12 protein-coding genes are annotated in these 23,235 nt (G+C 47.0%); 7 read left to right on the plus strand and 5 right to left on the minus strand.

Annotated elements, in window-relative coordinates; all coding sequences use genetic code 11:
* Positions 1-191: 191 nt before the first annotated feature.
* The 7 genes from QUB33_RS07025 (at position 192) to QUB33_RS07055 (ending at position 6,715) form a co-directional block, all read left to right on the plus strand.
* Entirely contained in the window at positions 192-503 is a 312-nt protein-coding gene (locus tag QUB33_RS07025; protein WP_006635059.1) for a carbon dioxide-concentrating mechanism protein CcmK, read from the plus strand.
* A gap of 96 nt (positions 504-599) precedes the next feature.
* Positions 600-941, plus strand: coding sequence for a carbon dioxide-concentrating mechanism protein CcmK (locus tag QUB33_RS07030; RefSeq protein WP_006635058.1), 342 nt, complete (start codon positions 600-602; stop codon positions 939-941).
* Between the two features lie 263 nt (positions 942-1,204).
* Positions 1,205-1,510, plus strand: coding sequence for a EutN/CcmL family microcompartment protein (locus QUB33_RS07035; RefSeq protein ID WP_006635057.1), 306 nt, complete (start codon positions 1,205-1,207; stop codon positions 1,508-1,510).
* A gap of 116 nt (positions 1,511-1,626) precedes the next feature.
* Positions 1,627-3,279 (plus strand): ribulose bisphosphate carboxylase small subunit, encoded by a 1,653-nt coding sequence (locus QUB33_RS07040; protein ID WP_333348901.1) that lies wholly within the window; start codon positions 1,627-1,629, stop codon positions 3,277-3,279.
* 288 nt (positions 3,280-3,567) lie between these two features.
* A complete protein-coding gene (locus QUB33_RS07045; protein WP_333348903.1) occupies positions 3,568-4,245 on the plus strand; it encodes a carbon dioxide concentrating mechanism protein in 678 nt (225 codons plus the stop codon).
* Positions 4,246-4,450: 205 nt separating this feature from the next.
* Positions 4,451-5,224, plus strand: coding sequence for a carbon dioxide-concentrating mechanism protein CcmK (locus QUB33_RS07050; RefSeq protein ID WP_006635054.1), 774 nt, complete (start codon positions 4,451-4,453; stop codon positions 5,222-5,224).
* Between the two features lie 450 nt (positions 5,225-5,674).
* Complete coding sequence (locus QUB33_RS07055) at positions 5,675-6,715, plus strand: tetratricopeptide repeat protein (protein ID WP_333348906.1); 1,041 nt, start codon at positions 5,675-5,677, stop codon at positions 6,713-6,715.
* A 290-nt stretch (positions 6,716-7,005) separates the two neighbouring features.
* Here the strand turns inward: QUB33_RS07055 and QUB33_RS07060 are convergent, their stop codons facing one another.
* The 5 genes from QUB33_RS07060 to QUB33_RS07080 form a co-directional block, all read right to left on the minus strand.
* Positions 7,006-8,361: an aspartate aminotransferase family protein gene (locus tag QUB33_RS07060; RefSeq protein ID WP_333348908.1), complete on the minus strand. Its 1,356-nt coding sequence runs from the start codon at positions 8,359-8,361 to the stop codon at positions 7,006-7,008.
* Positions 8,362-8,420: 59 nt separating this feature from the next.
* The gene (locus QUB33_RS07065; RefSeq protein ID WP_333348909.1) at positions 8,421-12,752 is read right to left on the minus strand and encodes an amino acid adenylation domain-containing protein; all 4,332 of its coding nucleotides are present in this window, start codon (positions 12,750-12,752) and stop codon (positions 8,421-8,423) included.
* Positions 12,753-13,050: 298 nt separating this feature from the next.
* On the minus strand, positions 13,051-18,807 hold the full coding sequence (locus tag QUB33_RS07070; protein ID WP_333348911.1) for an amino acid adenylation domain-containing protein: 5,757 nt from the start codon (positions 18,805-18,807) through the stop codon (positions 13,051-13,053).
* Positions 18,804-22,043, minus strand: coding sequence for an amino acid adenylation domain-containing protein (locus QUB33_RS07075; RefSeq protein ID WP_333348913.1), 3,240 nt, complete (start codon positions 22,041-22,043; stop codon positions 18,804-18,806). The genes QUB33_RS07070 and QUB33_RS07075 overlap by 4 nt, the downstream gene beginning before the upstream one ends.
* Positions 22,044-22,065: 22 nt before the next feature.
* Entirely contained in the window at positions 22,066-23,115 is a 1,050-nt protein-coding gene (locus QUB33_RS07080; RefSeq protein WP_333348915.1) for a TauD/TfdA family dioxygenase, read from the minus strand.
* Between the last annotated feature and the right edge of the window lie 120 nt (positions 23,116-23,235).

Below are 23,235 nucleotides of genomic sequence, written 5' to 3' on the forward strand. Positions count from 1 at the left end.
AAAATTTTAATTTTTGTTATTAAACATTATGATGTTAGTTTATATTGTCAAGGTGGACAGCTTCCCCTATTCTTATAGGATAGGAAGCTTTACACTGCATTACTAGAAAATGTGGGCCTCCCCGTCCAAATTTTTAGATTTCTCAAAGATTTGTAACGGTAATTTCGCTCATCCTCAAAGGAGATTCAAAAATGTCAATTGCCGTGGGAATGATTGAGACAAAAGGTTTTCCCGCTGTTGTGGAAGCTGCCGATGCTATGGTCAAAGCTGCCCGCGTTACCCTCGTGGGCTATGAAAAAATCGGCAGCGCCCGCGTCACCGTAATTGTGCGCGGCAACGTGTCGGAAGTCCAAGCCTCAGTCGCAGCCGGAGTGGAATCCGTCAAGCGGGTGAACGGCGGAGAAGTTGTCTCTACCCACATCATCGCTCGCCCCCACGAAAACCTAGAATACGTTCTGCCGATTCGATACACAGAAGCAGTAGAACAGTTCCGAGGCTACTAAGTTCTTAGCGCACAAAAATTTCGTTAAACGAAAATTTGTGCGATCGTCAAAAATTAACAGTTTAGTTCCCCAAATATTCAATCAGGAGTAAAACCAATGGCAATTGCAGTTGGCATGATCGAAACATTAGGCTTCCCCGCAGTGGTAGAAGCCGCTGACGCGATGGTCAAAGCAGCCCGCGTCACCTTGGTAGGCTACGAAAAAATCGGTAGCGCTCGGGTTACGGTCATTGTAAGAGGAGATGTCTCGGAAGTGCAAGCTTCTGTCGCAGCCGGAGTAGAGTCAGTGAAGCGCGTTAACGGCGGACAAGTGATGTCCACCCACATTATCGCCCGCCCTCACGAAAACTTAGAGTACGTGTTGCCCATTCGCTACACCGAAGCTGTAGAACAGTTCCGCGAAGGCGTGAGCGGCATTCGCCCACTCAACAGATCTTAAGACAGGCGATCGGCTGTTAGGGGCGTTTGGTAATTAAAAATTAAAAATTAAAAATCGCGCTGTTTTTGATTTAGCATTTTTAATTTTTAATTGAGGTGGGTATGGGATATTGGTTATTAGTCATGAGTCATGAGTCATGAGTCATTAGTTACTAGACGAAGCTCTAAAAAGCGGACAGCGGACTGAGGACAGAGCTAATTAAAAAAAGACAAATGACACTGTAAAAATGACAGTTACCAATTACCTATTACCTATTACCTAAAATGCAAATGGCCAAAGTTCTCGGCACAGTTGTCAGTACCCAAAAAGAGCCGACACTGAGAGGATCGAAATTTCTACTGCTGCAATTCATCGATGAGGAAGGTTCGCCAGTTCCCGGCTATGAGGTAGCCGCTGACTGTGTGGGTGCTGGTATAGATGAATGGGTTTTAGTAACCCGAGGCAGCGCAGCCCGGATCGCGCCCGGGAGCGAAAACCGTCCGATCGATGCTCTAGTAGTAGGCATTATAGATACTGTCAATGTAGAAAACCGCCTCATTTACAGTAAAAAAGACGACCCGTACGGCTAGTTGCAACCGTTAGCAGTTAGCAGTTAGTGGAAAAATAACTAACAACTAACAACTAACAACTAACAACTAACAACTAACAACTAACAAAAAATTTTCAGATTAGGAGAACTTAATTTATGGCAGTCCGCAACGTTGCGGCTCCCCCGACGCCTTGGTCGAAAAACTTGGCTGAGCCCAAAATTCACGATACCGCCTTCGTACATTCCTTTTCTAACATTATTGGGGATGTGCATATCGGTTCTAATGTGATGATTGCCCCCGGGACATCTATCCGCGCCGATGAAGGCACTCCTTTTTATATTGGAGAAGGAAGCAACATTCAAGATGGAGTAGTGATTCACGGCCTAGAACAAGGCCGAGTCACAGGAGACGACGGCAAATCCTATTCTGTGTGGGTGGGGAAAAATACTTCCCTCACCCACATGAGTTTAATTCACGGCCCTGCCTACGTGGGCGAGGATAGCTTTATCGGCTTTCGCTCTACGGTGTTCAATGCCAGAGTGGGCAAAGGCTGCATTGTCATGATGCACGTACTAATTAAAGATGTGGAGATTCCCCCGGGTAAGTATGTGCCTTCGGGAGCCATCATCACTAATCAGAAGCAAGCCGATCGCTTGCCTGATGTTCAAGATTCTGACATTCAATTTGCGACCCATGTCATCGGCATCAATGACGCTCTGAGAACGGGTTATCGCTGCGCTGAGAACATCGCCTGTCTAGCACCAATTCGCAACGAGAAAAGTACAAACCCAAATATGAATCAAACCAAATATTCTACCCCTGCCGGCACCCAATTGAGTTCAACTCTTGCCGATAGCATCCGCAATTTACTAGCTCAAGGATACAGCGTGGGAGCCGAACACGCCGACGCACGCCGCTTCCGTACCGGTTCTTGGCGCACTTGCGGCCCGATTTCCTCAACCCGCGACTCTGAAGTAATCGCCGCTTTGTCAGCTTGCATGGCTGAACACCAAGGAGAATACGTCCGCTTGATCGGGATTGACACCAAAGCCAAGCGCCGCGTACTAGAAGAAATCGTCCAAAGACCGGGAGACAACGGCTCTAACGGTTCTAACGGCGCGAAAACTCACCAATTTAACGGTAAAGTTGCACAAGCTTCCAACCACAATAGCGGTTCCGTGTCAAGCGGAAAATTGAGTGCCGAAACAGTGGCTCAGGTTCGCGGCTTGCTAGCTCAAGGCTACAAGGTGGGGACGGAACACGCCGACGCGCGCCGTTTCCGCACCGGTTCTTGGCAAAGCGGGGCTTCGCTGCAAGTGAAAAACGAATCTGAGGCGATCGCCGCTTTGGAAGCTGTGATGAACGAGTACCAGGGCGAGTACGTGCGCTTGATCGGGATTGACCCGAAAGCTAAGCGACGCATAGTTGAAGAAATTATTCAGCGTCCCGACGGCCCGGTTGGTCAATCGGCTAAGCCGGCAGGAACATCTAAGTCGGCAGCAACATCGGGATACAAAGCAGCTTCGACTGGTGCCGCGAGCAGCGGAAGTTTGACCGGCAAGACGATCGACCAAATCCGCAACCTGCTTTCCCAAGGCTACAAAATTGGCACGGAACACGCCGACGCGCGCCGTTTCCGCACCGGTTCTTGGAGCAGTTGCGCGCCGATCTCATCCAACCGCGAATCCGAAGTGATTTCCGCCCTCGAAAGCTGTCTCAAAGAACACAGCGGCGAGTACGTCCGCTTGCTTGGCATCGACTCCAAGGCGAAGCGCCGGGTACTCGAAGAAATTATCCAACGACCTTAATTTGCCTGGTAATTAGCCTGTTCTCCCGTTAAGTCCTCGCACAGGGGCCAACGGGAGAAACCCCAGCGGATTGAAGTTGGATTTGAGATAGTTAAAAAGCTCGAGAGAGAAATGTTGGTCAAAATCTAGAATCTTCTGAAAGTTTCTATAAAACGTTAAAGCATCAAGCTTCTCAGTATTAGTAAATTATCGTTTCTTAGATTGACATGGTTAAATTTATCAGTCGAGAAAACCCATAATTTAAAGTCCTTTTATCGAAAAAAATAGCTCCTTTCATGGTGAAGTCGAATGTATTTATCGCCACTGCAATTAAGTAGCAACTCTCAGATTTTGATGAGTGGCGATGTAGTTGTGAATGAGGGTGCGGCGATCGCCCCTGGAGCAATCCTGCAAGCAGAGCCGGGCAGCCGGATCTCGATCGCCGCCGGTGCCTGTATCGGTATGGGAGTTATCCTTCACGCCCGTGAAGGTACTCTGGAAATCGCGGCGGGCGCTATTCTAGGTGCAGGAGTGCTGGTGGTAGGTGCGGGAACGATCGGGGAAAATGCCTGTATTGGCGCCGGGACGACCCTAATCAATCCTTGTATCGACAAAATGCAAATTATGGCAGCAGGTTCTCTAATCGGAGATACCAGCCGCCAAGCCGCCGCAGAAGCAACCGCAACAGCGCCAACAGCAGCGCCAACATCACCAGAAACCCCCGAAGCCACTACGCCACCAGTTGATCGACCGATCGAGCCGATCGAGCCGCCACAACCCGCCCAAACACCGCCTCAAACTGCGCCGGAGACTGCCCCAGAGCCGCCGGAATCCACCGCCGCAGAGCCGCCTCAACCAGGGGAAACGCCAACTATTCTGTACGGTCAAGCTCACATCAATCGGCTTTTGGGGACGCTGTTTCCGCACCGGCAAGCTTTTAATCGATCGGAGGAAAACGGTCAAACTTTATCGGGCGGTTCCGGATAGCCGTCATTTCGGCAAAAGGCAGCTATGCTGAAGGCAGAAAGATCAAATATAAATAGGTAATCTCATATTATTGGTAGCTCAGCAATTTGTCAGGCCTTGCAGCAGCAATCAGTGTATTGTAGCTCGTGCAGTCTGTCTTCTCATCTGAGAAACTATAAACTATCAACAAATTTTTATTTTGGGAAGTTTCTAAGGGTAATAGAAGATGGACGGACAAACAGATCGTAACAGTCACGAAGAGCGATCGCAGCGCCAGGAATACTTCAAAGACACTGCTTTGGGTTTGGTATCCACCAAGAGTTTTCCGGCAATTGTGGGGACTGCTGACATGATGCTGAAGTCGGCAGGAGTGATTTTAGTAGGATACGAAAAAATTGGTTCCGGTCACTGTACGGCGATCGTCCGGGGCAGAATTTCCGATGTGCGTTTGGCTGTCGAAGCTGGAGCTCAAACAGCCGAACAGTTCGGGCAGTTTGTTTCTAAGTTGGTGATTCCTAGACCTTTGGCTAATTTGGAAGTGGTTTTGCCGATCGGCTTTCGCCTGACTGAACTTTCGGAAAAAGGCAGTTATTCTCGGCTTAGCAATCAGGCGATCGGTTTGCTCGAAACCCGGGGATTTCCGGCAATGGTCGGTGCTTGCGATGCTATGCTCAAATCCGCAGACGTACACTTGGCAGCTTACGAGAAAATTGGCGCCGGTTTGTGCACGGCAATTATTCGCGGTGCAGTTGCAGATGTAGCAGTAGCCGTAGAAGCCGGGATGTACGAAGCTGAGAGAATTGGCGAGTTGAATGCGGTGATGGTAATTCCGAGGCCTTTGGAAGATTTGGAACAAACTTTACCGCTGGCGAGTTGCTGGATCGAGCAGCGTAAACCTGTGATGATGCCCGTCTCGGTTAAGGAAAAGGAACAAGAATTGATCGAACTTCCAGATTTGGAGAAATTGACTGTTTATGTGGAAGAGGAAATCAATCGGTAATTGGTAATTAGGCAACAAAAGTTTGTAGAGACGTACTACCGCAAATACTGAGACGAAGTTTGTCAAAAAAATATAGAGTTTACTCGGTAGGACTGCTGGCAACCATTTATACTGAGTAGCGATATCAAACTTAATTTGCCGATCGAGCCGATCGCCGCCGCATCAAGAGACACAGAACACCAAGTAAAACTAGACTTTTGAGATCAAGTCGATCCTCGGGTAAACAATCCAACTGACTAAGTAAATCCAGCCGACGTGCAGAGCCTTTCAACAGGATTTAACTACTGTTAAAATAAACCAAAAAGCCTGTTTAGGGTAGATTGCCGGCAATCATTTAAGAGTTACTCTGACCGCAGGTGGATGCTCTTTCAACAGATTAACGGCTGTCGAACTCAAAACTGACTGCACAGGAATCAACCCCCAGCATCAAGCAATCCTGAAAGTTGACCTATGAACCTCAAACAATTTTACAAGCGCGGTTTGCACAGCGCCAAGAAAGGAAACTATGAAGCGGCACTTGAGGACTTCGATCGGATACTGCAAGTCAATCCCGTCGATGCCAAAGCCTACAACAATCGCGGCTTGGTTTACTATTACATGAAAGACTACCAAAAAGCGATCGCAGACCTCAGCCAAGCCCTAGATATCAACCCTAATTTCTTCGAGGCTTACTTGAACCGAGGCAATGCTTGGCGTCATCTCGGAGAACACGAAAAAGCCATTGATGATCTAAACTGTGCTTTAGCAAATAAGCCTAACAGCCACGCTATCTACAACAACCGGGGACTTGTACTTGCTAATTTAGGAAATTACGAAGAAGCAATAGAAGACTACAATCGAGCTCTATCTATCAATTCTCACAATTATAAAACCTATTACAACCGGGGGCGCGCTTACTACCTTTTGGGAGAAAAAGAGGCAGCAACGGAAAACTTTAACGAAACGCTGCGGTTGAATCCTAGATATATCAAAGCTTACATAAATCGAGGTCTCTGTTACCACCAATTAGGAGACAATACGCAGGCGATCGCCGATTACAACACTGCACTCGGCATCGATCCACAGAATGTTTATGCCTATTATAACAGAGGTTGTGTTCGCTATAAATTAAAACAAATGCAGCTTGCAATTGAAGACTTTGACCAAGCAGTAAAACTCGATCCGAACTATGTTAAAGCTTATCTCAACCGGGGTTTAGCGCTGTATAAACTTGGAGATGTGACGGCAGCAAATAGAGATTTTTATCACGTAATGTGCATTAATGCTGAAGCTTATGTATACTACCAAGCCCAGCGGTGTACGCCTGATATTAATTCATACTTCAAGGAAGCGCCACAGGTAGAACTTAATAATGCTGTCGAATACTACAACACAACATTAAATACGATGTCAACTTCCTTAAGTTCCGCAGCATTAAACGCGGTCTGGAATCAAGAAGATTTGGAGAACAGAGACTCGATTATCTGTGAAGGTGAATTTATTAATGATTGATGTAGTCAATAGTCAGTTGCCATTAGTCCTTACACTTATGATATAAATCTTTGAGCGACAGGGAAACTGCAAATGCAACGCACAGGCATTTAAGCCCACATTACGCACCCCCCAACAGGCAGCATACACCGATGGAGTAGATCAAAGTGAATCCTCCGAGACAATGGTAAGTAGAAATATTCAATAATCTCTTTCCCTAAGCATCACCCAGTTGTCCCTTCCTAAAAATTGAGGTTCGGCGGTGAGTTAAATCTAATTCCGTTAAAAATGCGCGAGATCAAAAACCAAGTTTATTGCTGAATCGGGAAAAATCCTCCTTCGCGCATTTCTTGAATGCTCTCTTTAATCGCCTGAATGATGCGATCGATGTCTTCATTAGTGTGAGCGGTGGAGAGAAAGCAGCTACGACCTTCGGATATGAAAATACGCTTTTCCAGTAAGTGAAAAAGTAGCGGATCTATCTCAACGGATGCAGCAGCGCGAAATTGCGATCCGAAATTTACAAGCCAGACAGAGACTTCATTTTCTTTGAAATAAGCATTCAGGGTTTCAACTAGCTGCGAAGTTCGCTGATTCAAGTGCTGCTGAAGGGCTGGGCCTTGACTTTTAAGATAGCGCAGCACGGAACGCGCAGCGGCCAGAGCAAGTGGGTGCTTGCAAAAAGTGCCGGCAAAAATTGTTGTTTTTACCTGGGGGTAGGAATCATCCCCGTAGTTCCACAAACCGCCGTCAATTTTATCCATATAAGCAGCTTTTCCAGCGATAATTCCAATAGGCATACCGCCCCCGACAATTTTACCGTAAGTTGCAATATCGGCCTCAATGCCAAACCACGCCTGCGCCCCGCCTTGATGAATTCGAAAACCGGTGACCATTTCATCAAAAATCAGCGCAATTTCTGATTCTTTTGTTAATTGTCTGAGTTGGTGGAGAAATTCTTTAGGTTGCAAATCGAGACGGCGGCTTTGCACGGGTTCCACGAGAACCGCCGCTAATTCGTGCTGGTGAGCTTTGATAATTTCCAGGGAATGAGGGCTTCCGTAATCCAAAACTAAAACATCTTCAATAAAATTACCGAGAATTCCTGGCGCTTTTGGAATGGTGCATAAATCGCCATTTATCTTTTTTACAACTGCGAGAGTTCCGTCAAAATGACCGTGATAAGAACCAGAAAACAAAGCAATTTTATTGCGTTTAGTTGCCGCTCTAGCTAATCGTAAAGCTGCCATCACCGCTTCTGTGCCGGTATTAGAAAAAGCGACGCGCTCCATTCCAGTTAATTCGCAGATTAATTCCGCAACTTCTCCGGCAAGTTCTGCTTGTGGGCCAATTTGTACGCCGCGATCGAGTTGCTCTAAAAGGGCTTCTTTAATAAAGGGCGGATTATGGCCGAAAAGATTGATGCCAAATCCCATTGTGATATCGATGTATTCGTTGCCATCAACATCCCACATTTTAGAACCCAGCGATCGCTCGGCGACAATGGGATAAAACATCTCCTTGACGGGAAAGCGAAACCCATCAGAAGCCCGATTGTCCGCGAGAACCGGACGATATTTTTGCGCGAAATTCTTAGAGGTCTTGGTGCGATCGGTGTAGCGCTCTATCAGCGCTTTCATGTGTCTTTGCTGCAATTGTTCGTTCATTTTGAATTCTCCAGAGTTTGAGTCAGGTAGGGGCGCAATGCTTTGCGCCCTTACAGGTTTTAATTGCGGCTACCTATCAAGCCACAATCGACGAGATAGGAAAAATAAGTCCGAAACAAACTCGCATCCGCTTGCGGGCAGATAATGTCCGTTCCAGAAAGTCCCTTCAACGAATTCTGGCAATCGAATTGCAGCGTGGCAGATTTAGCCATTTCTGCTTCCGAAACTTTTTCGGAGAAAAGACCGACAAGCGGATACAACGCATTTTCTGGAGAAGATCCAGCGCGATTGATTATTTCTGCTTGCCAAGCCTCAGACGAAACTCGTTTGATTGGATAACCCATTGAGCAAATCCAGCCAAGCAATTCACTCATTTGAAAGGACTGAGGGTTGACTAAATGAAAAGTTTTTCCGAGCAATTCTTTTTGGCTCGAAAGATGAACGATCGCTCGGCTCACATAGTCAACAGGAGCTACATTCATCAGCTTATCGTCATCGGGCGCACATCCAAGTTGCACGCAACCAGCGATTAACCTGTACAGTAAGTCACTGGGATTGCAGGCCCCTGTTTGGCTGTCCCCAGAAATGCGGCCTGGCCTGTAAATGCTAACAGGAATGCCGCGATCGCGCGCGACCTCTACTAACTTTTCTGCCACCCACTTAGTCTGAGTGTAAGCGCCTTTTAGACCCTCTCCCGGAGTGAGTTCATCCTCCTCTCGCACTACCTTAATCCCCGATTCTCCCATTGCCGAGAAAACGGAAATAGTAGAAATTAAATGGACTGGTTTTAGCTTACTTTGACTCGCCAATCTCAGAACTTCCTGCGTCCCCAAAACGTTAGCGGGTTTGAGAACAGAGTAGGGATAAGTAAACTTGACAAACGCGCCATTGTGGTAAATGACATTAATTTTACTGGCTAAAACTCCGAACTGCTCCTCGGAAAGCCCCAAAAGTGGTTGAGACAAATCTCCAGCAATTGGGATAATGCGATCGCTGCTGCTTTCATCCCAAATTAAATAGGATTCGAGGCTGCTTTGAATCCGCTTTTTAGCTGATTCTGCATCCGCAGAACGGACTAGGCAATAAATTTCTGCTTGAGTTTGTTGCAAGAGGTCGCGGAGTAAAAAGGCTCCCAAAAAGCCAGTCGCCCCTGTTAAGAGAATGCAAGCTGGTTCAGTTTTTGGCTCGCTCAATGGAGTTGCAGGGCGAATTGTCGGATCTAAAACAACTTCAGCGTTAATATCGAAACTTGCAGTGCGATCGCCCGCAGAATCCGCCCCATGCTTCACCTCAATATTCTTTGCTAAAGCAGCGATGGTAGGCGCTTCAAAGAAACGGCGCAAGGGCAATTGCTTTTGGAAAGAATCTCTTACCTTTGCTAGCAACTGAGTAATCAGTAATGAATGTCCTCCCAAATCAAAGAAATTGTCATAAATCCCTACTTTTTCCAGCCCTAGCAGCTCAGCCCAAATCTCAGCAAGCATTTTTTCAATGGGAGTGCTAGGAGCCACAAAAGTATCTGCTAAATCGGCTGTCGCCGCCTCCGGCGCTGGCAGCGCGCGTCGGTCTATTTTTCCATTAGCAGTGAGGGGCAATCCTTTCAGTACGACAAAAGCAGAAGGAACCATGTAGTCGGGCAGTTTTTCTTTTAAAAATGACCGCAGCTCGTTAATAGCGATCGCTGATTCCCTCGCGGGTACAACATAGGCTACTAAGCGCTGATTCCCAGGTTCATTTTCCAGTAGCAAAACTACTGCTTCGCGCACAGCGGAATGTTGAGATAGCGCTGCTTCTATTTCCCCCAATTCAATGCGGAACCCTCGCAGTTTAACTTGGCTGTCGATCCGCCCTAAAAACTCAATATTTCCGTCCGGCAAATACCGAGCCAAATCTCCGGTTTTATACAGACGTGCTCCTGGTTCGGCGTCGAAGGGGTTGAGGATGAATTTTTCTTCTGTTAATTGGGGTTGGTTTAGATAGCCGCGAGCTAAAGAAGCACCGCCGATGTATAACTCGCCGGACAGGCCAATGGCAACTGGCTGCAAGTGCGAATCAAGTAAATAAATCTCTGCGTTATTGATAGGGCGACCGAGAGGAACTGTCTCAGAAATGCAGTTTTCTCGGTCTTTGATGGGATAAGTCAGCACGCCTACGGTTGCTTCTGTTGGCCCGTAATGGTTGAAGACTGCACAGTCTGGGGCGTATTTCTGAATAGTTTCGAGCAAATTCCAACTTAAGGCTTCGCCGCCAAGAATTAATCGCTTTTTAGGCAAAACCTGCGCTGGATAAGAAGCAGTTAATAAAGCTTTTAGATGGGAGGGAACAATTTTGAGACAGTCAATGGAATGCTGCTGAAAGTAAGCAGCGATCGCCTCTGGATCGGTGGCGCATTCCTGGGAAATTATGTGAAGGGTTCCTCCCGTACATAAAGCTGGAAAAATTACTGTATTTCCTAAGTCGGCTGCTAAGGTAGAAACGGTTGCGAAACTGGCACCTGATGGCAGGTTTAGCCGTTCCTGAATGCTGTAGAGGTAATTGACGAGCGATCGGTGTTCAATTGCCACTCCCTTTGCCGTGCCAGTGGAACCGGAAGTATAAATGACATAAGCTAAATTTTCACCAGAGAGAGGAGGAGAGGGAGAGGGGGAGACAGAGGGAATTTCTGCGTCTAAGCAAACGATTTTTGCCTGAGTTTCTGGCAAGTTTTCGATTAGCTGTTGTTGCGTTAATAGCACTGCCACTCCGGCATCCTGCAACATCAAGGCGAGGCGCTCTTTTGGCATAGCCGGATCGAGTGGCAAGTACGCGCCGCCTGCTTTGAGAATGCCGAGCATTCCAGCGATCGCATCCACAGATCGCTCAGCACAAATTCCCACTACTCCTTCGGATTTAACTCCTAAGTGTTGTAGGTAATGAGCGATTTGGTTGGCGCGGGCGTTGAGTTCCCGGTAAGTGAGTTGCTGATTTTCACAGACAACCGCAAGGCGCTCTGGTACGCGCTCCACTTGTTGCTCAAATAGCTGGTGAATGCACTTGTCTTTTGGGTAATCTTTTTGTGTTTGGTTGAACTCAACTAAGACTTGGTGGCGGGCGCGATCGCTCAGAATTTCCAACTCGCCGAGAGCGGTTTCTGGGTGATTAGCTGCACTTTTTATTAAGGTGTAGAATTGCTCTGCTAAACATTGGATCGCTTGTTCCCCTATCAAGGCAGGATCGTAGTGAAACTCAGCGATGAGAGCATCCTCTCGGCGCACGCAGGAGAGTTTAACTTTGAAGCGATCGCCGCAGACATATTGCTGGTAAATTGAAAAATCTACGCCAGCCGCCGCATACTTTTCTAGTTGTTCCTCAAACTCAAAACAAAATGGAAATCCAGGCGAGCCGTTTATATCTTCCCGGTTGAAATATTCCTGCCATTTATAAGCATCGCTTTGGGATTGCTGAATTTCCTGCCAGAATTCCTGAAAGGTAAAATTTTCTTGCAGTTGGCTGCGAAGCGGTAAAAACTTGGCAAATAGACCGAGTGCTGGCTCTAATTCTTCATATTTGCGATTCTCGAAGGCGGTGCCAATAATGATTTCTGCCTTTCCCAACCGCCGCCAGAGCAACGTTTTCCAGCAAGCTAGAAAGAAAGCAGATATTGAGGTCTCGTAGCGGCGGGCGATTGCTTCTATTTCTTCTAGTAAGATCGGTTCTATTTTAACCTCAAAAAAATTCGGTTCAAATCGCTCGGACGCGCTGCTATTTTTATTTTCAAAAGGCAATTTTAAACTGGCTAGCGCCGAGTAATCCCGCTGAGTCCAGTATTTTTTGCCCTCTGCAGCCTCTTCATCCTCAATCAATTCATTCTGCCATTCCGAATATTGGACATATTGCACCACTTCGTCGGTCAGTTCCTCACCTTGCAAGCAAGCTGCATAACACTGGCTAATTTCTCGAATTAGATTTTTGAGGGTGCGGGAATCGGCGCACAGGGAAGGCAGGCTAACAAGCAAAAGGTACCTGTTTCCTGATAGAGAAATTAAGGATAAGCGCCAAATTGGATTTTGCTCAAAGTTGAAAACTGAGCGCTTTTCGTTTTGAAAAATTTCAGGGAGTTTAGCCGCTTGTTCTGGCGGGGTCAAGCATTCGAGATTAACGATCTGCCAGGAAATTAAGCTGCGATCGCCGATGACTTGAATCGGAAATTTAATCCCAGAACGTCGCTGAAAGCTGGTTCGCAGAATTTCGTGGCGATCGCTGACTTTTTGCAGCGCTTCTTTTAAGGCATTTGCTTGGAGATTGCCCTCGAGCGAAATCGCACATTGAGCGCGATAAGCGGGACTCTCTTGTTGCAACAGCCACAGATATTTTTGTTGAGGAGAAAGCCGAAATCCATTAATTGTTTGCATTGGTTATATTGATGTATGTTTTAGGCTCGCCAGGGACTTTAGTCCAAAGCTTATAGCTCAAGTCCGTTAAAACTCACATCTTGCACCATTCTCAAGAACAGGCAAGATGCCTGTTCCACAAAGAGTAGATTTTCTTCTGGGGTGGGCATCCTGCCCGCCCATAAAAGGCTGATTGAGAATGGTGCAACATATAAGTTAAAACAGACTATGGGAAAGGCGTTGAAGTGGCGACTACTGGGAATTATAACTTCCTAGCAGAGTCGGATAAAGCCGAATTTTGCGGGATAGAAGCCAGCTTTTAAATCTCTGCTTCACCGATCATTTCGCCCATCGCTACCACAATTTTGCGCGACCCGACAAATGGATTGCGGCTGTGAGCCGCCAACATATTATCTAACATTAATATGTCGCCAGCTTGCCAAGGGAAACTAACGGTTGCCTGCTGATAGACGGCCTGAATTTCTGCCATTACCGAGTCTTCAATGGGAGTGCCGTCGCCGTAATAAACATTGCGAGGCAGGTTTCCTTCTCCAAAGACAGATAATAAGGAGTTTCGGACGGCGGGATCTAAGCAGGAAATGTGGTGCAAAGGAAGTTGGTTAAAAAATACCATCTCTCCAGTTTTGGGGTGCTTGGCGATCGCCGGTCTCCGCTTGCAAGTTCTGAGCTTATTTCCCTCTTTCCACTCAAATTCTATGCCCGCTTGACGGCAATATTGTTCCACCTCAGTTTTCTGCGCCGTTTTGAAAAATTCTTGCCAGCTTACATCGAGTCCGTCGGTGTAATTGCGGACGTACATCAGTTGCTTTTGGGCAAATTTTTCTCGGAGTTTGGGGTCGAGCAACTGGTAAACTTTCCGACAATCAACGATCGGGGTTTCGCCGCCTGACTGCGCGGGTTGAACGCAGAAAAACCAGATTTTCATTGGCCAGCGGTGCAGGTGCGAACTTTCGTTGTGAAAGAAGATGGTTTGGTCCGCAGGATAAGGGGTCGAACCGTAAACTTTTCCGCCGATTCCTTCGCGCGGCAAATCTCCGTACTCGCTGAACAATTCCGGACAAATCCCCAAGGCAAACTGCTCGAAAGTAGAAACTAAGGGCTCGGTGAAGCCTCGAAACAAAATTGCACCGTGTTGCTGCAATTTTGTCTCGATCGATGTTCGGTTGTTTTTCGCCCAATCAATCAGATCGACATCGCGGGCAGCGGGTTTAATGACTAGCGGGAATAGTTCCCCAGGCTGGAGAAATTCGGTTTTTATCAACTCGCCGTCTGGCAGAGTGACTACTTTCGGTTTAACACTCTTAAACTTGCTAAAATTCATCTTTTCGCGCTTGACTTCTTGCCTTGCTTGTTGTTCTTTTTCCGCTTCCGTGAGAATTTCTAAGTTATTTAACCGAGTCTCAGGCTGTGCCACAATGCTGTTGAGTAAGGTTTGAAAACGGCTGGACATTTGCTCGATGGCGGCGGCATCGAAAAGGTCAGTGTTGTACTTCCAAGTGCCTGCAATTCCTTGCTCGGTTTCTCCCACGAAGAGAACTAAATCAAATTTGGCGATGCCGCTGTCTTGTTCTAAGGGTGTCAAAGTTAACCCGCCTAGCTCTAAAGCAGGCATGGGCATATTTTGCATGACGAATAAGACTTGAAAGAGCGGTGTTTGATTCAGGCTGCGATCGGGACGCAGTTCTTCTACCAGTTTGTCGAAGGGCAAATCTTGGTGAGTGTAAGCTTTTAATGTCACTTCGCGCACGCGATCGAGCAGTTGGCGAAATGTAGGATTGCCGCGCATATCGGTTCGCAAGACGAGGATATTGACAAAGAAACCAATTAAAGCTTCTGTCTCAACTTGTGTGCGGTTTGCCAGGTCAGTACCTACGACAATATCTTCTTGATTTGTGTAGCGATAAAGCAGCGTTTGAAGTGCTGCTAACAAGCTCATAAACAAGGTGACATTTTGTTGCCGACTGAGTGCGTTTAGCGCTTGTGAAACTTGCCAATCAAGCTGGAATTCTTGAATTTCAGCTTGATTGCTAGAAACAGCAGAACGCGGTTGTTTTGCTGGCAATTGCAGGGGGGGCAAATTTTGACCCAACTGCTGCTTCCAGTCAGCGAGTTTTGCTTCCAGAACTTCGCCTTGCAGCCAGTTTATTTGCCAAACAGCATAGTCTGCGTATTGTACAGAAAGTTCGGGTAGGGGAGAAGGTTTGCCACTGCAGAAAGCTTCATAAAGCGCCGCCACTTCCCGCACGAGTACCCCCATCGACCAGCCATCAGCTACGATGTGGTGTACTGTCAGTAACAGCAGGTATTCTGTCTCGTCAAGATGTAACAATGTGACGCGCAGTAACGGCCATTTTGTTAGGTCAAAAGGCTGTCGCGCTTCTTCAGCGGCGAGTCGCATTGCCTCGGCTTCTCGTTCAGCTTGCGATAACTCTCTTAAGTTTACGATCGGCAATGTGAAATTAAAAGATGAAATAATAACCTGAGCGGGTCGTCCTTCCACGGAATTAAAAGTTGTCCGCAATGCTTCGTGTCGCTTGATAATCTCCTGAAAAGTTTGCTCTAGAACTGCTACATTGAGCGCCCCCTTCAAGCGCACGGCTGCTGGGATATTATAGGCAGGATTGCCCGGCTGCAATTGGTCGAGAAACCACAGTCGTTGTTGTGCAAAAGAAAGGGGCAATTCTCCCTGCCTTGACGCAGGCTTGATGGGGGGTGCTTTCAGTTTTTGCTCGGCGCGATATTGCAAGAGGCTTTGGGTGACAGTTGCGACGGTAGGCGATTCAAAAAGAGAGCGCAAGGGTACTTCAACTTGAAAAGCTTCTCGCAGGCGAGAAATCGCCTGAGTAGCCAGCAATGAATGACCTCCCAATTCAAAGAAGTTATCGTGAATTCCCACTCGCTCTAAACCGAGAACTTCCGCCCAAATTTCTGCTATTAATTGCTCGTCGGGAGTTCGAGGCTCGGTAAAATTGCTCTCGAATTCCGCTCGGTTGATGTCAGGTGCTCTTAGCGATCGCCGATCGATTTTTCCGTTAGGGGTTAAAGGCATTGCTTCCAGTAGCACAAACGCTGACGGCATCATGTACGGCGGCAGTTTTTGTTTGAGAAAGACGCGCAAGTGATTAATAAATTCTGAATGCGTAGGATCGGTGTCCCCGTGTCCGCCCCGGAGTTCTGAGTTAGCAACGATATAAGCTACTAAACGCTTGTCGCCCGGATTGTCCTCTCGAACCAGTGCGATCGCTTCTCGCACGGCTGGGTATTGGCTGAGTACCGCTTCAATTTCGCCTAATTCGATGCGAAATCCGCGAACTTTCACTTGGTGGTCGCTGCGCCCGATAAATTCAATGTTTCCATCTGGGAGATAGCGAGCCAAATCCCCGGTTTTATAGAGGCGTTCTGAAAGAATAAACGATGAAGGATGAGGGATGAATGAATCATGAATTGGGTCTTCTGCAAAGGGGTTAGGGATAAACTTCTCTGCGGTCAGTTCCGGTCGGTTTAGGTAGCCTCTAGATAAGCCGGCACCGCCGATGTGCAGTTCGCCAAATACGCCAACGGGAACCGGCATTAAATAGGGGTCTAATATGAAAATTTGAGTGTTAGCAATCGGGCGACCGATGGAAACTGATTCATCTTTGCGATCGACCTGATAGAGAGTTGACCAGATAGTGGTTTCTGTAGGGCCGTATAAATTCCACACAGAAGCGCAGCGCAAAAGCAACTGATTGGCGAGCTGTCGAGGTAAAGCTTCTCCCCCGCAAAGTATTTTTAATTGATTGTTTCCCTGCCATCCTGCTGCTAAAAGCATTTTCCAACTGGCTGGAGTAGCTTGCATGACTGTCGTGCCAGAATTTGTTAATGTTTCTAAAAGCTTTTCCCCGTTAGATGCTACTTCTCGGCTGGCTACAACAACGCGAGAACCTGTTGTAATAGGCAGGAACAGTTCCAGCGCTGCAATGTCAAAAGATAAGGATGTTACTGCTAGCCAAACATCTCGGTCTGCGATCGCGAGTTGTTGGCGCATAGAACTCAAGAAGTTAACGACAGAGGCGTGGGAAATTTGCACTCCTTTGGGTTTACCTGTTGAGCCTGAAGTATAGATGACATAGGCTAAATTTGAGGAATTTTGTAAACCCACGACTGGCTCGTCGCTGCTCGATATGCCTTCCCAATCTGCATCCAGAAATACGAAGGAGGCGCTATTTGTGGGCCGGGTTTCTAATAGCTTTTTCTGAGTGAGTAACACTGAAATTTTCGCGTCTTCCAGCATGAATGCAAGGCGCTCTGGTGGATACGCTGGATCGAGGGGAACATAAGCGCCACCGGCTTTGAGAATGCCGAGAAGCCCTACCATCATTTCTAGGGAACGCTCGACATAAATTCCCACCAAAACTTCTGGGTTGACACCGATTTTTTGCAAGTAACTTGCGAGGTTATTTGCTTTTTTGTTCAGTTCCCGGTAAGTCAGATATTCATTTTCAAAGACGACAGCGATCGCATCCGGCGTCCGCTCTGTCTGCGCTTCAAATAATTCGTGTACGCACTGATTATTCGGAAGTTCCGATTGAGTATTGTTCCACTCGAACAGCAGTTGCTGCTGTTCAGATTTGGTCAATATTGGCAAATTTGAAATGCGCTGTTCGGGATTGGCAGCTATACTTTCTAGTAAGGTTATAAAATGTCCGGCTATCCGTCGTGCAGTGCTAGCATCAAACAAATCTTCGCTATACTCAAGGGTTCCATTAATACCCTCTAATCCTTCCTCCAGGTCAAGCGCTAAATCAAATCTCGCCGTTTTCCGTTCTATTTCCAAACTGCTCAACGTCACTCCTGGCAATTTTATCTGCGGCGTCCGAACATTTCGCAGAGAAAACAACACCTGAAATAGCGGATTATGACTTAAATCTCGTTCGTGGTGTATGATTTCTACCAGTTTCTCGAAGGGCAAATCCTGGTGGTTGTACGCGCCGAGAGCTACTTCTCGCACGCGATTCAGTAACTCTTTAAAAGTAGGGTTGCTCGACAGATTAGTGCGAAAAACTAAGGTGTTAGCAAATAAGCCAATTAATTCCTCGATTTCGCGTCGGTTGCGGTTAGCAATGGGGGAGCCGACTAAAATATCTTCTTGCCCGGTGTAGCGATAGAGCAATGTTTTAAAAGCTGCCAGCAGGGTCATAAATAAAGTAGCTTTTTCCCGCTGGCTTAATATGGCGATTTCCTCTGCGATTGCCTTGGGAATGGTGAATTTATGCACGGCACCTCGGAAGGTTTGTACTGCCGAGCGGGGGCGATCGGTTGGCAAATTTAGTACAGAGAGATTGCCTCCAAGCTGTTTTTTCCAGTAAGCAAGCTGCGTCTCTAAAACTTCTCCCTGCAACCACTGGCGCTGCCAACTTGCAAAGTCTGCGTACTGTACCGAGAGTTCGGGAAGGGGAGAAGGTTTGCCAGTGCAAAAGGCTTGATACAACGTGGCGAGTTCCTGGATAAATATTCCCATTGACCAGGCATCGAAAATGATGTGGTGCGTACTCAATAGCAGCACCCAGTTTGAATCGCTCAATTGCAGCAATTTGGCACGCAATAAGGGTGCTTGTGACAGGTCGAAAGCTTGCTGAGTTTCTGCGGCGATTAACCGTTCTACTTCGCGATATCCTTCAGTTTCAGGAAGACCTCGCAAATCTATTTCTAAAATTTTCAATTCCAGATTTGAAGCGATCGCCTGAACGGGTTGCCCGTTTATTGTCTTAAAAGCCGTTCGCAAAACTTCATGACGCTTGACAAGTTCGTTGAGACTGCGATCGAGGGATCTCGCGTCGAGTGTTCCCGTCAAACGCACGCCGGCGACGATGTGATAGGTAAAGTTGCCTGGAGTTAGTTGCTCAAAAAACCACAACCGCTGTTGAGCAAACGACAGAGGAAAAGTGTTAGACTCTCGACTTTGAGGCAGAATTTTTGCTAGCGAAACGTTTTCTTTTTTATGGTTGAGCCGCTGCAACAGCAACTCGCGCTTTTGGGGAGAAAGAGTCGCGATGCGTTCGATTAAATCACTCATTTGCTGACTCCTTGTTGGGCGAGAATTTCCTGAATTTCGGCTTCTGAGAGTTGATCGAGGTCTGCTAAAACTTGAGCTAGCATTTCACTGTCTGTTTGTTCGGCTTGCTTTTGTGCGATCGCTACTGCAAAATCGGCGACTGTGGCCGACTCAAATAAACGGTGCAAAGGCAACTCGACCTGAAATGCTTGGCGCACTCGGGAAATTACTTGAGTTGCTAATAGGGAATGCCCTCCTAATTCAAAAAAGTTGTCGTAAATGCCGACTTTTTCAATTTTGAGAACTTCAGCCCAGATAGCGGCTAAAACTTCCTCGATATTTGTGCGAGGCGCGACAAAGTTTTCTGTCAACTCCGGTCGCATTTCGTCAGGTGCGGGCAGGGATCGTCGGTCTATTTTTCCGTTAGAAGTTAAAGGAAAACTTTTGAGTATCACAAAAGCAGAAGGCACCATGTACTCCGGCAATTTTGACGTTAAAAAATTGCGAATTTCCTTGTGGGTAGGTGCTTGTTTCTGCTCGGAAATCAAATAAGCCACGAGGCGCTTTTGTGCCATCCCGTCTTCTGGCGCCACAACTACAGCCTGCGCGATATCTGGATGTTGCCCCAGCACCGCCTCAATTTCTCCCAATTCAATGCGGAAACCGCGAATTTTTACTTGGCCGTCAATTCGCCCAATAAATTCGATGTTTCCGTCTGGCAAATAGCGAGCCAAGTCGCCGGTTTTGTACAGTCGCGTCTTTGCTTGCGTGTCAAATGGATTGGGAATAAATTTTTCTGCGGTTAATTCAGGGCGGTTAAGATATCCGCGCGCCAAATTATCACCGCCGATGTACAGTTCACCAGCTACGCCTATCGGCACCGGCTGCAAGTAAGAATCCAAGATATAAATTTGAGTGTTGGCAATCGGAATACCGAGTGGAACTGTGTCAAAATCGCACCCTATTTTATCAAATTCCACTTGATAAGTCAGGACACCTACAGTTGTTTCTGTTGGTCCGTAGTGATTGAATACTGAGCAACTGGGAGCAAGATTGCGAATTGTTTTAATTAAGCTCCAGTTGGCAGATTCACCTCCTAAAATAAGCCGTTTACCAGGCAAAATTGATTTGGGTTGAGAGGAATTTAAAAGGGCGGCTAGGTGAGAGGGAACTATTTTGAGGCAGTCGATGGGATGGCAGCAGAAATATTCACTCAGTGCCTCTGGATCGGTGGCGCGTTCTTGGGAGATAATATGCAGGCAACCGCCGAAACAAAGGGCGGGGAAAATCGCTGTGTTTCCTAAGTCGGCGGCGAAGGTGGAAACGGTAGCAAAACTGGCACCGGCTGGTAGGTTTAATTTTTCTTGAATGCTGTGCAGGTAATTGAGCAGTTGCCGGTGTTCGATCGCAACTCCTTTGGGGAGGCCAGTGGAACCGGAAGTATAGATGACGTAAGCTAAATTGTCAGAAGAGGCGCGATCTGTGTAAGAGGCAGAAACAGTGGGAATGTCTGTATCGATGCAAACAATATTTGCCTGAGTTTTAGGCAAGGTTTCGATGAGCCGCTGTTGTACGAGCAAAACCTTCACCTGAGCGTCTTCTAGCATTAGCGCTTTGCGCTTTATTGGGGTCGTTGGATCGATCGGTAAATAGGCACCACCGGCTTTGAGTACGCCCAGCATTCCTAGGATTGTTTCTAAGGAGCGATCGAGGCAAATGCCAACAACGACCTCTGGTTCAACTCCCAAGTTTTGCAGGTGATGGGCGAGTTGATTGGCGCGATCGTTGAGTTCTCGGTAGGTGATTTTTTCACTTTCAAAGACGACGGCAATGCTGTCTGGGTTGCGTTCTGCTTGTTCTTCAAAAAGCTGGTGAACGCATTTATTTTTCGGGTAATCTTTCTGGGTTTGGTTGAACTCGACGAGAAGCTGGTGACGATCGCGATCGCTCAGTATGTCTACCTGACTGATAGCGACTTCTGGATTTTTGACTGTACTTTCTAAGAGCGCCTGAAAGTGTTCTGACAAGCGCTTTATATCTGCCGCAGCAAATAAAGCGGAATCATAGTGAAATTCAGCGCTTATGGAATTGCATCGGCGGAGGCAGGAGAGCTTGAGTTTGAATGGCTCTAGGCAGGCATCTTGCCGAACCAGGGAAAATGAAACGCCTGAATTACCATAGTTCTTAGGCTCTGCTTGGAACTCAAAGCAGACGGGCCAAAAGCTGCTGCTTTTTTCGTTTTCTAGGATTTCTTCCCAGCTAAAATATTCTTGCCAGTTGTACAGCAAGTTGAGATTAAGCTCAACTTGCTGCCTCGCTTGTGAGAAATTTAACTCGTCTTGCACTGGGCATCGTAGGGGTAAGTATTTGCACAGCAGCCCCAGAGAGTGTTCTAATTCTTCATATTTTCTGCCGTCAATCGCTACGCCGATTATCGGGTTTGAATCTCTGGTAAGCCGCCAAATGAGAATTTGCCAGCAAGTCAGCAGGAAGGCAGAAATATCGCTTTTGTGCTTTGGGGCGATCGCTTCCAGGCTGTTCAACAAATCACCCCGAATTTCCAACCTTTCTACGAGCGGCTTAAATTCCGCTTCTGAATTCTTCTTTTCCCAAGGAAGCGTTAATAAATCCAAAGATTCAATGTTCAGCTTTCGCCAGTATTCTTGGCCGATTGCCGTTTCTTCTGATTCGAGTAACTCATTTTGCCACTCAGCAATATCGGCATATTGCATTGGCTCATCGGCTGCTTCTTCTTGGCACGTATAGACTGAGTAGGAAAGACTGAGTTCGCGGGTAAAATTTTTCAGGGTGACGCTATCTGCAATTAAGGCAGAGAAGTTCGCCACCAATAGGTGCTTGTCTTGGGCGAGAGTGACTAAAGAGATATGCCAAAGTTGGCCGCGCTCAAAATCAAAAGGAAGCAGACTTAGTTGCTGAAAAAGCGCTGCGATTTTAGCTTCTTGTTCTTCTGGAGACAAACCGCTCAGATTGTGTTCCGAGATAGGAACTTGACCAGTGCTGGCGATCGCTTGCAGGGGTAGTGTCATCCCAGGCAAGCAGTGAAAGCTAGTCCGCAGGATTTCGTGCCGATTTACGACATTTTGCAGCGCCCTTGTAAAAATTTCTCGATCGAGGTTTCCTGTAATTAAAATTGCACCTCGAACGCGATAGATCTGTTTAGGATTATTTTGCTGTAACCCCCACAGGTGCCGTTGCTGTGGAGAGAGTCTAAACCCTTCGATTGTTTCCTTTTGCATATCTACTGTTCCTTTAATAAGCCTAAATATCTTGACAGCTAAACGCTTCTGCCATACCGACAACAACCCGACGCGAACCAGAAAATGGCGTGCGTCCGTGCGCGGCTAGCATATTATCTAACAGCAAGACATCTCCTTCTTCCCAAGGGAAAACAATCGTTTCTTGCTGATAGCAGCGACGAATTTCGTCTAATATAGAATCTTCAATGGGCGAGCCATCGCCGTAATAAGCATTGCGGGGTAAATCTTCCTGCTTAAAAGAAGTTAAAAGCTCTTTGCGAACGGCGGGTTCGAGATTGGAAATGTGGAAGAGGTGAGCTTGATTAAACCACACCATTTCCTGCGTTTGTGGGTGCCTAGCGACAGCTTGACATATTTGCCGAGTTCTCAAGCGATCGCCACTTTTCCATTCTAACTCAATTCCCGCTTTTTGGCAATACTCTTCTACCTCTATTTTGCTATCAGTATTGAAGACATTTTGCCAGGGTAAATCTACCCCACCGCCGTAATTTCGCACATACATAACCTTTTTTTGGGCAAACTTTTCTCTAATCTTTGGATCCAGGCTTTCAAACACTTTGCGGCTGTTAGCGATCGGAGTTTCTCCTCCCTGTTCGGCTTTCTTGACGCAGAAAAAAGCGATTTTCAGCGGCCAATTTCGAGAATAAGCCATTTCATTGTGCAGTGGGATGAATTGCTCGGCAGGATACTCGGTGGAAGTGTAGATATTTCCGCTCACCTGACTGCGCGGAGTCGAGCGAAAAGAATATTCCAACAAGTCGCCAGCAAGAGTTTGAATAAACTGCTCGAAACCATTCACCCCGCCGACTTCAAAGCCTCGAAAAAGTATTCCTCCGTGCTTCCATAACTGCGTTTCAATTGATGAGCGATTGTTCTGTGCCCAACCTGCGAGATTTAATTTTTCTACTGTTGGCCCAACAACTAGAGGTAGAAGGTTTTCGGGCTGGAGGTAGGCGGTTTTGACTAATTCCTCTGAGGAGAGGCTGACGGCTTTGCGCCTAACCGATCCTAACTTTTGGGAATTGAGATTCTTTGTTTCTGTATTTGTCATAGTTTTTGCTTTGGTGAGGATTTTATCCCTTTTTCCCGAAAAAACCTGAGAGATGGAGATCAATTCCGGTAGCATCGGCATAGTAAAATTCAGTCAACAGTCAACAATCACAGATGGTGC

The sequence above is a fragment of the Microcoleus sp. B3-A4 genome (genome assembly GCF_036705385.1).
Taxonomy (GTDB): domain Bacteria; phylum Cyanobacteriota; class Cyanobacteriia; order Cyanobacteriales; family Microcoleaceae; genus Microcoleus.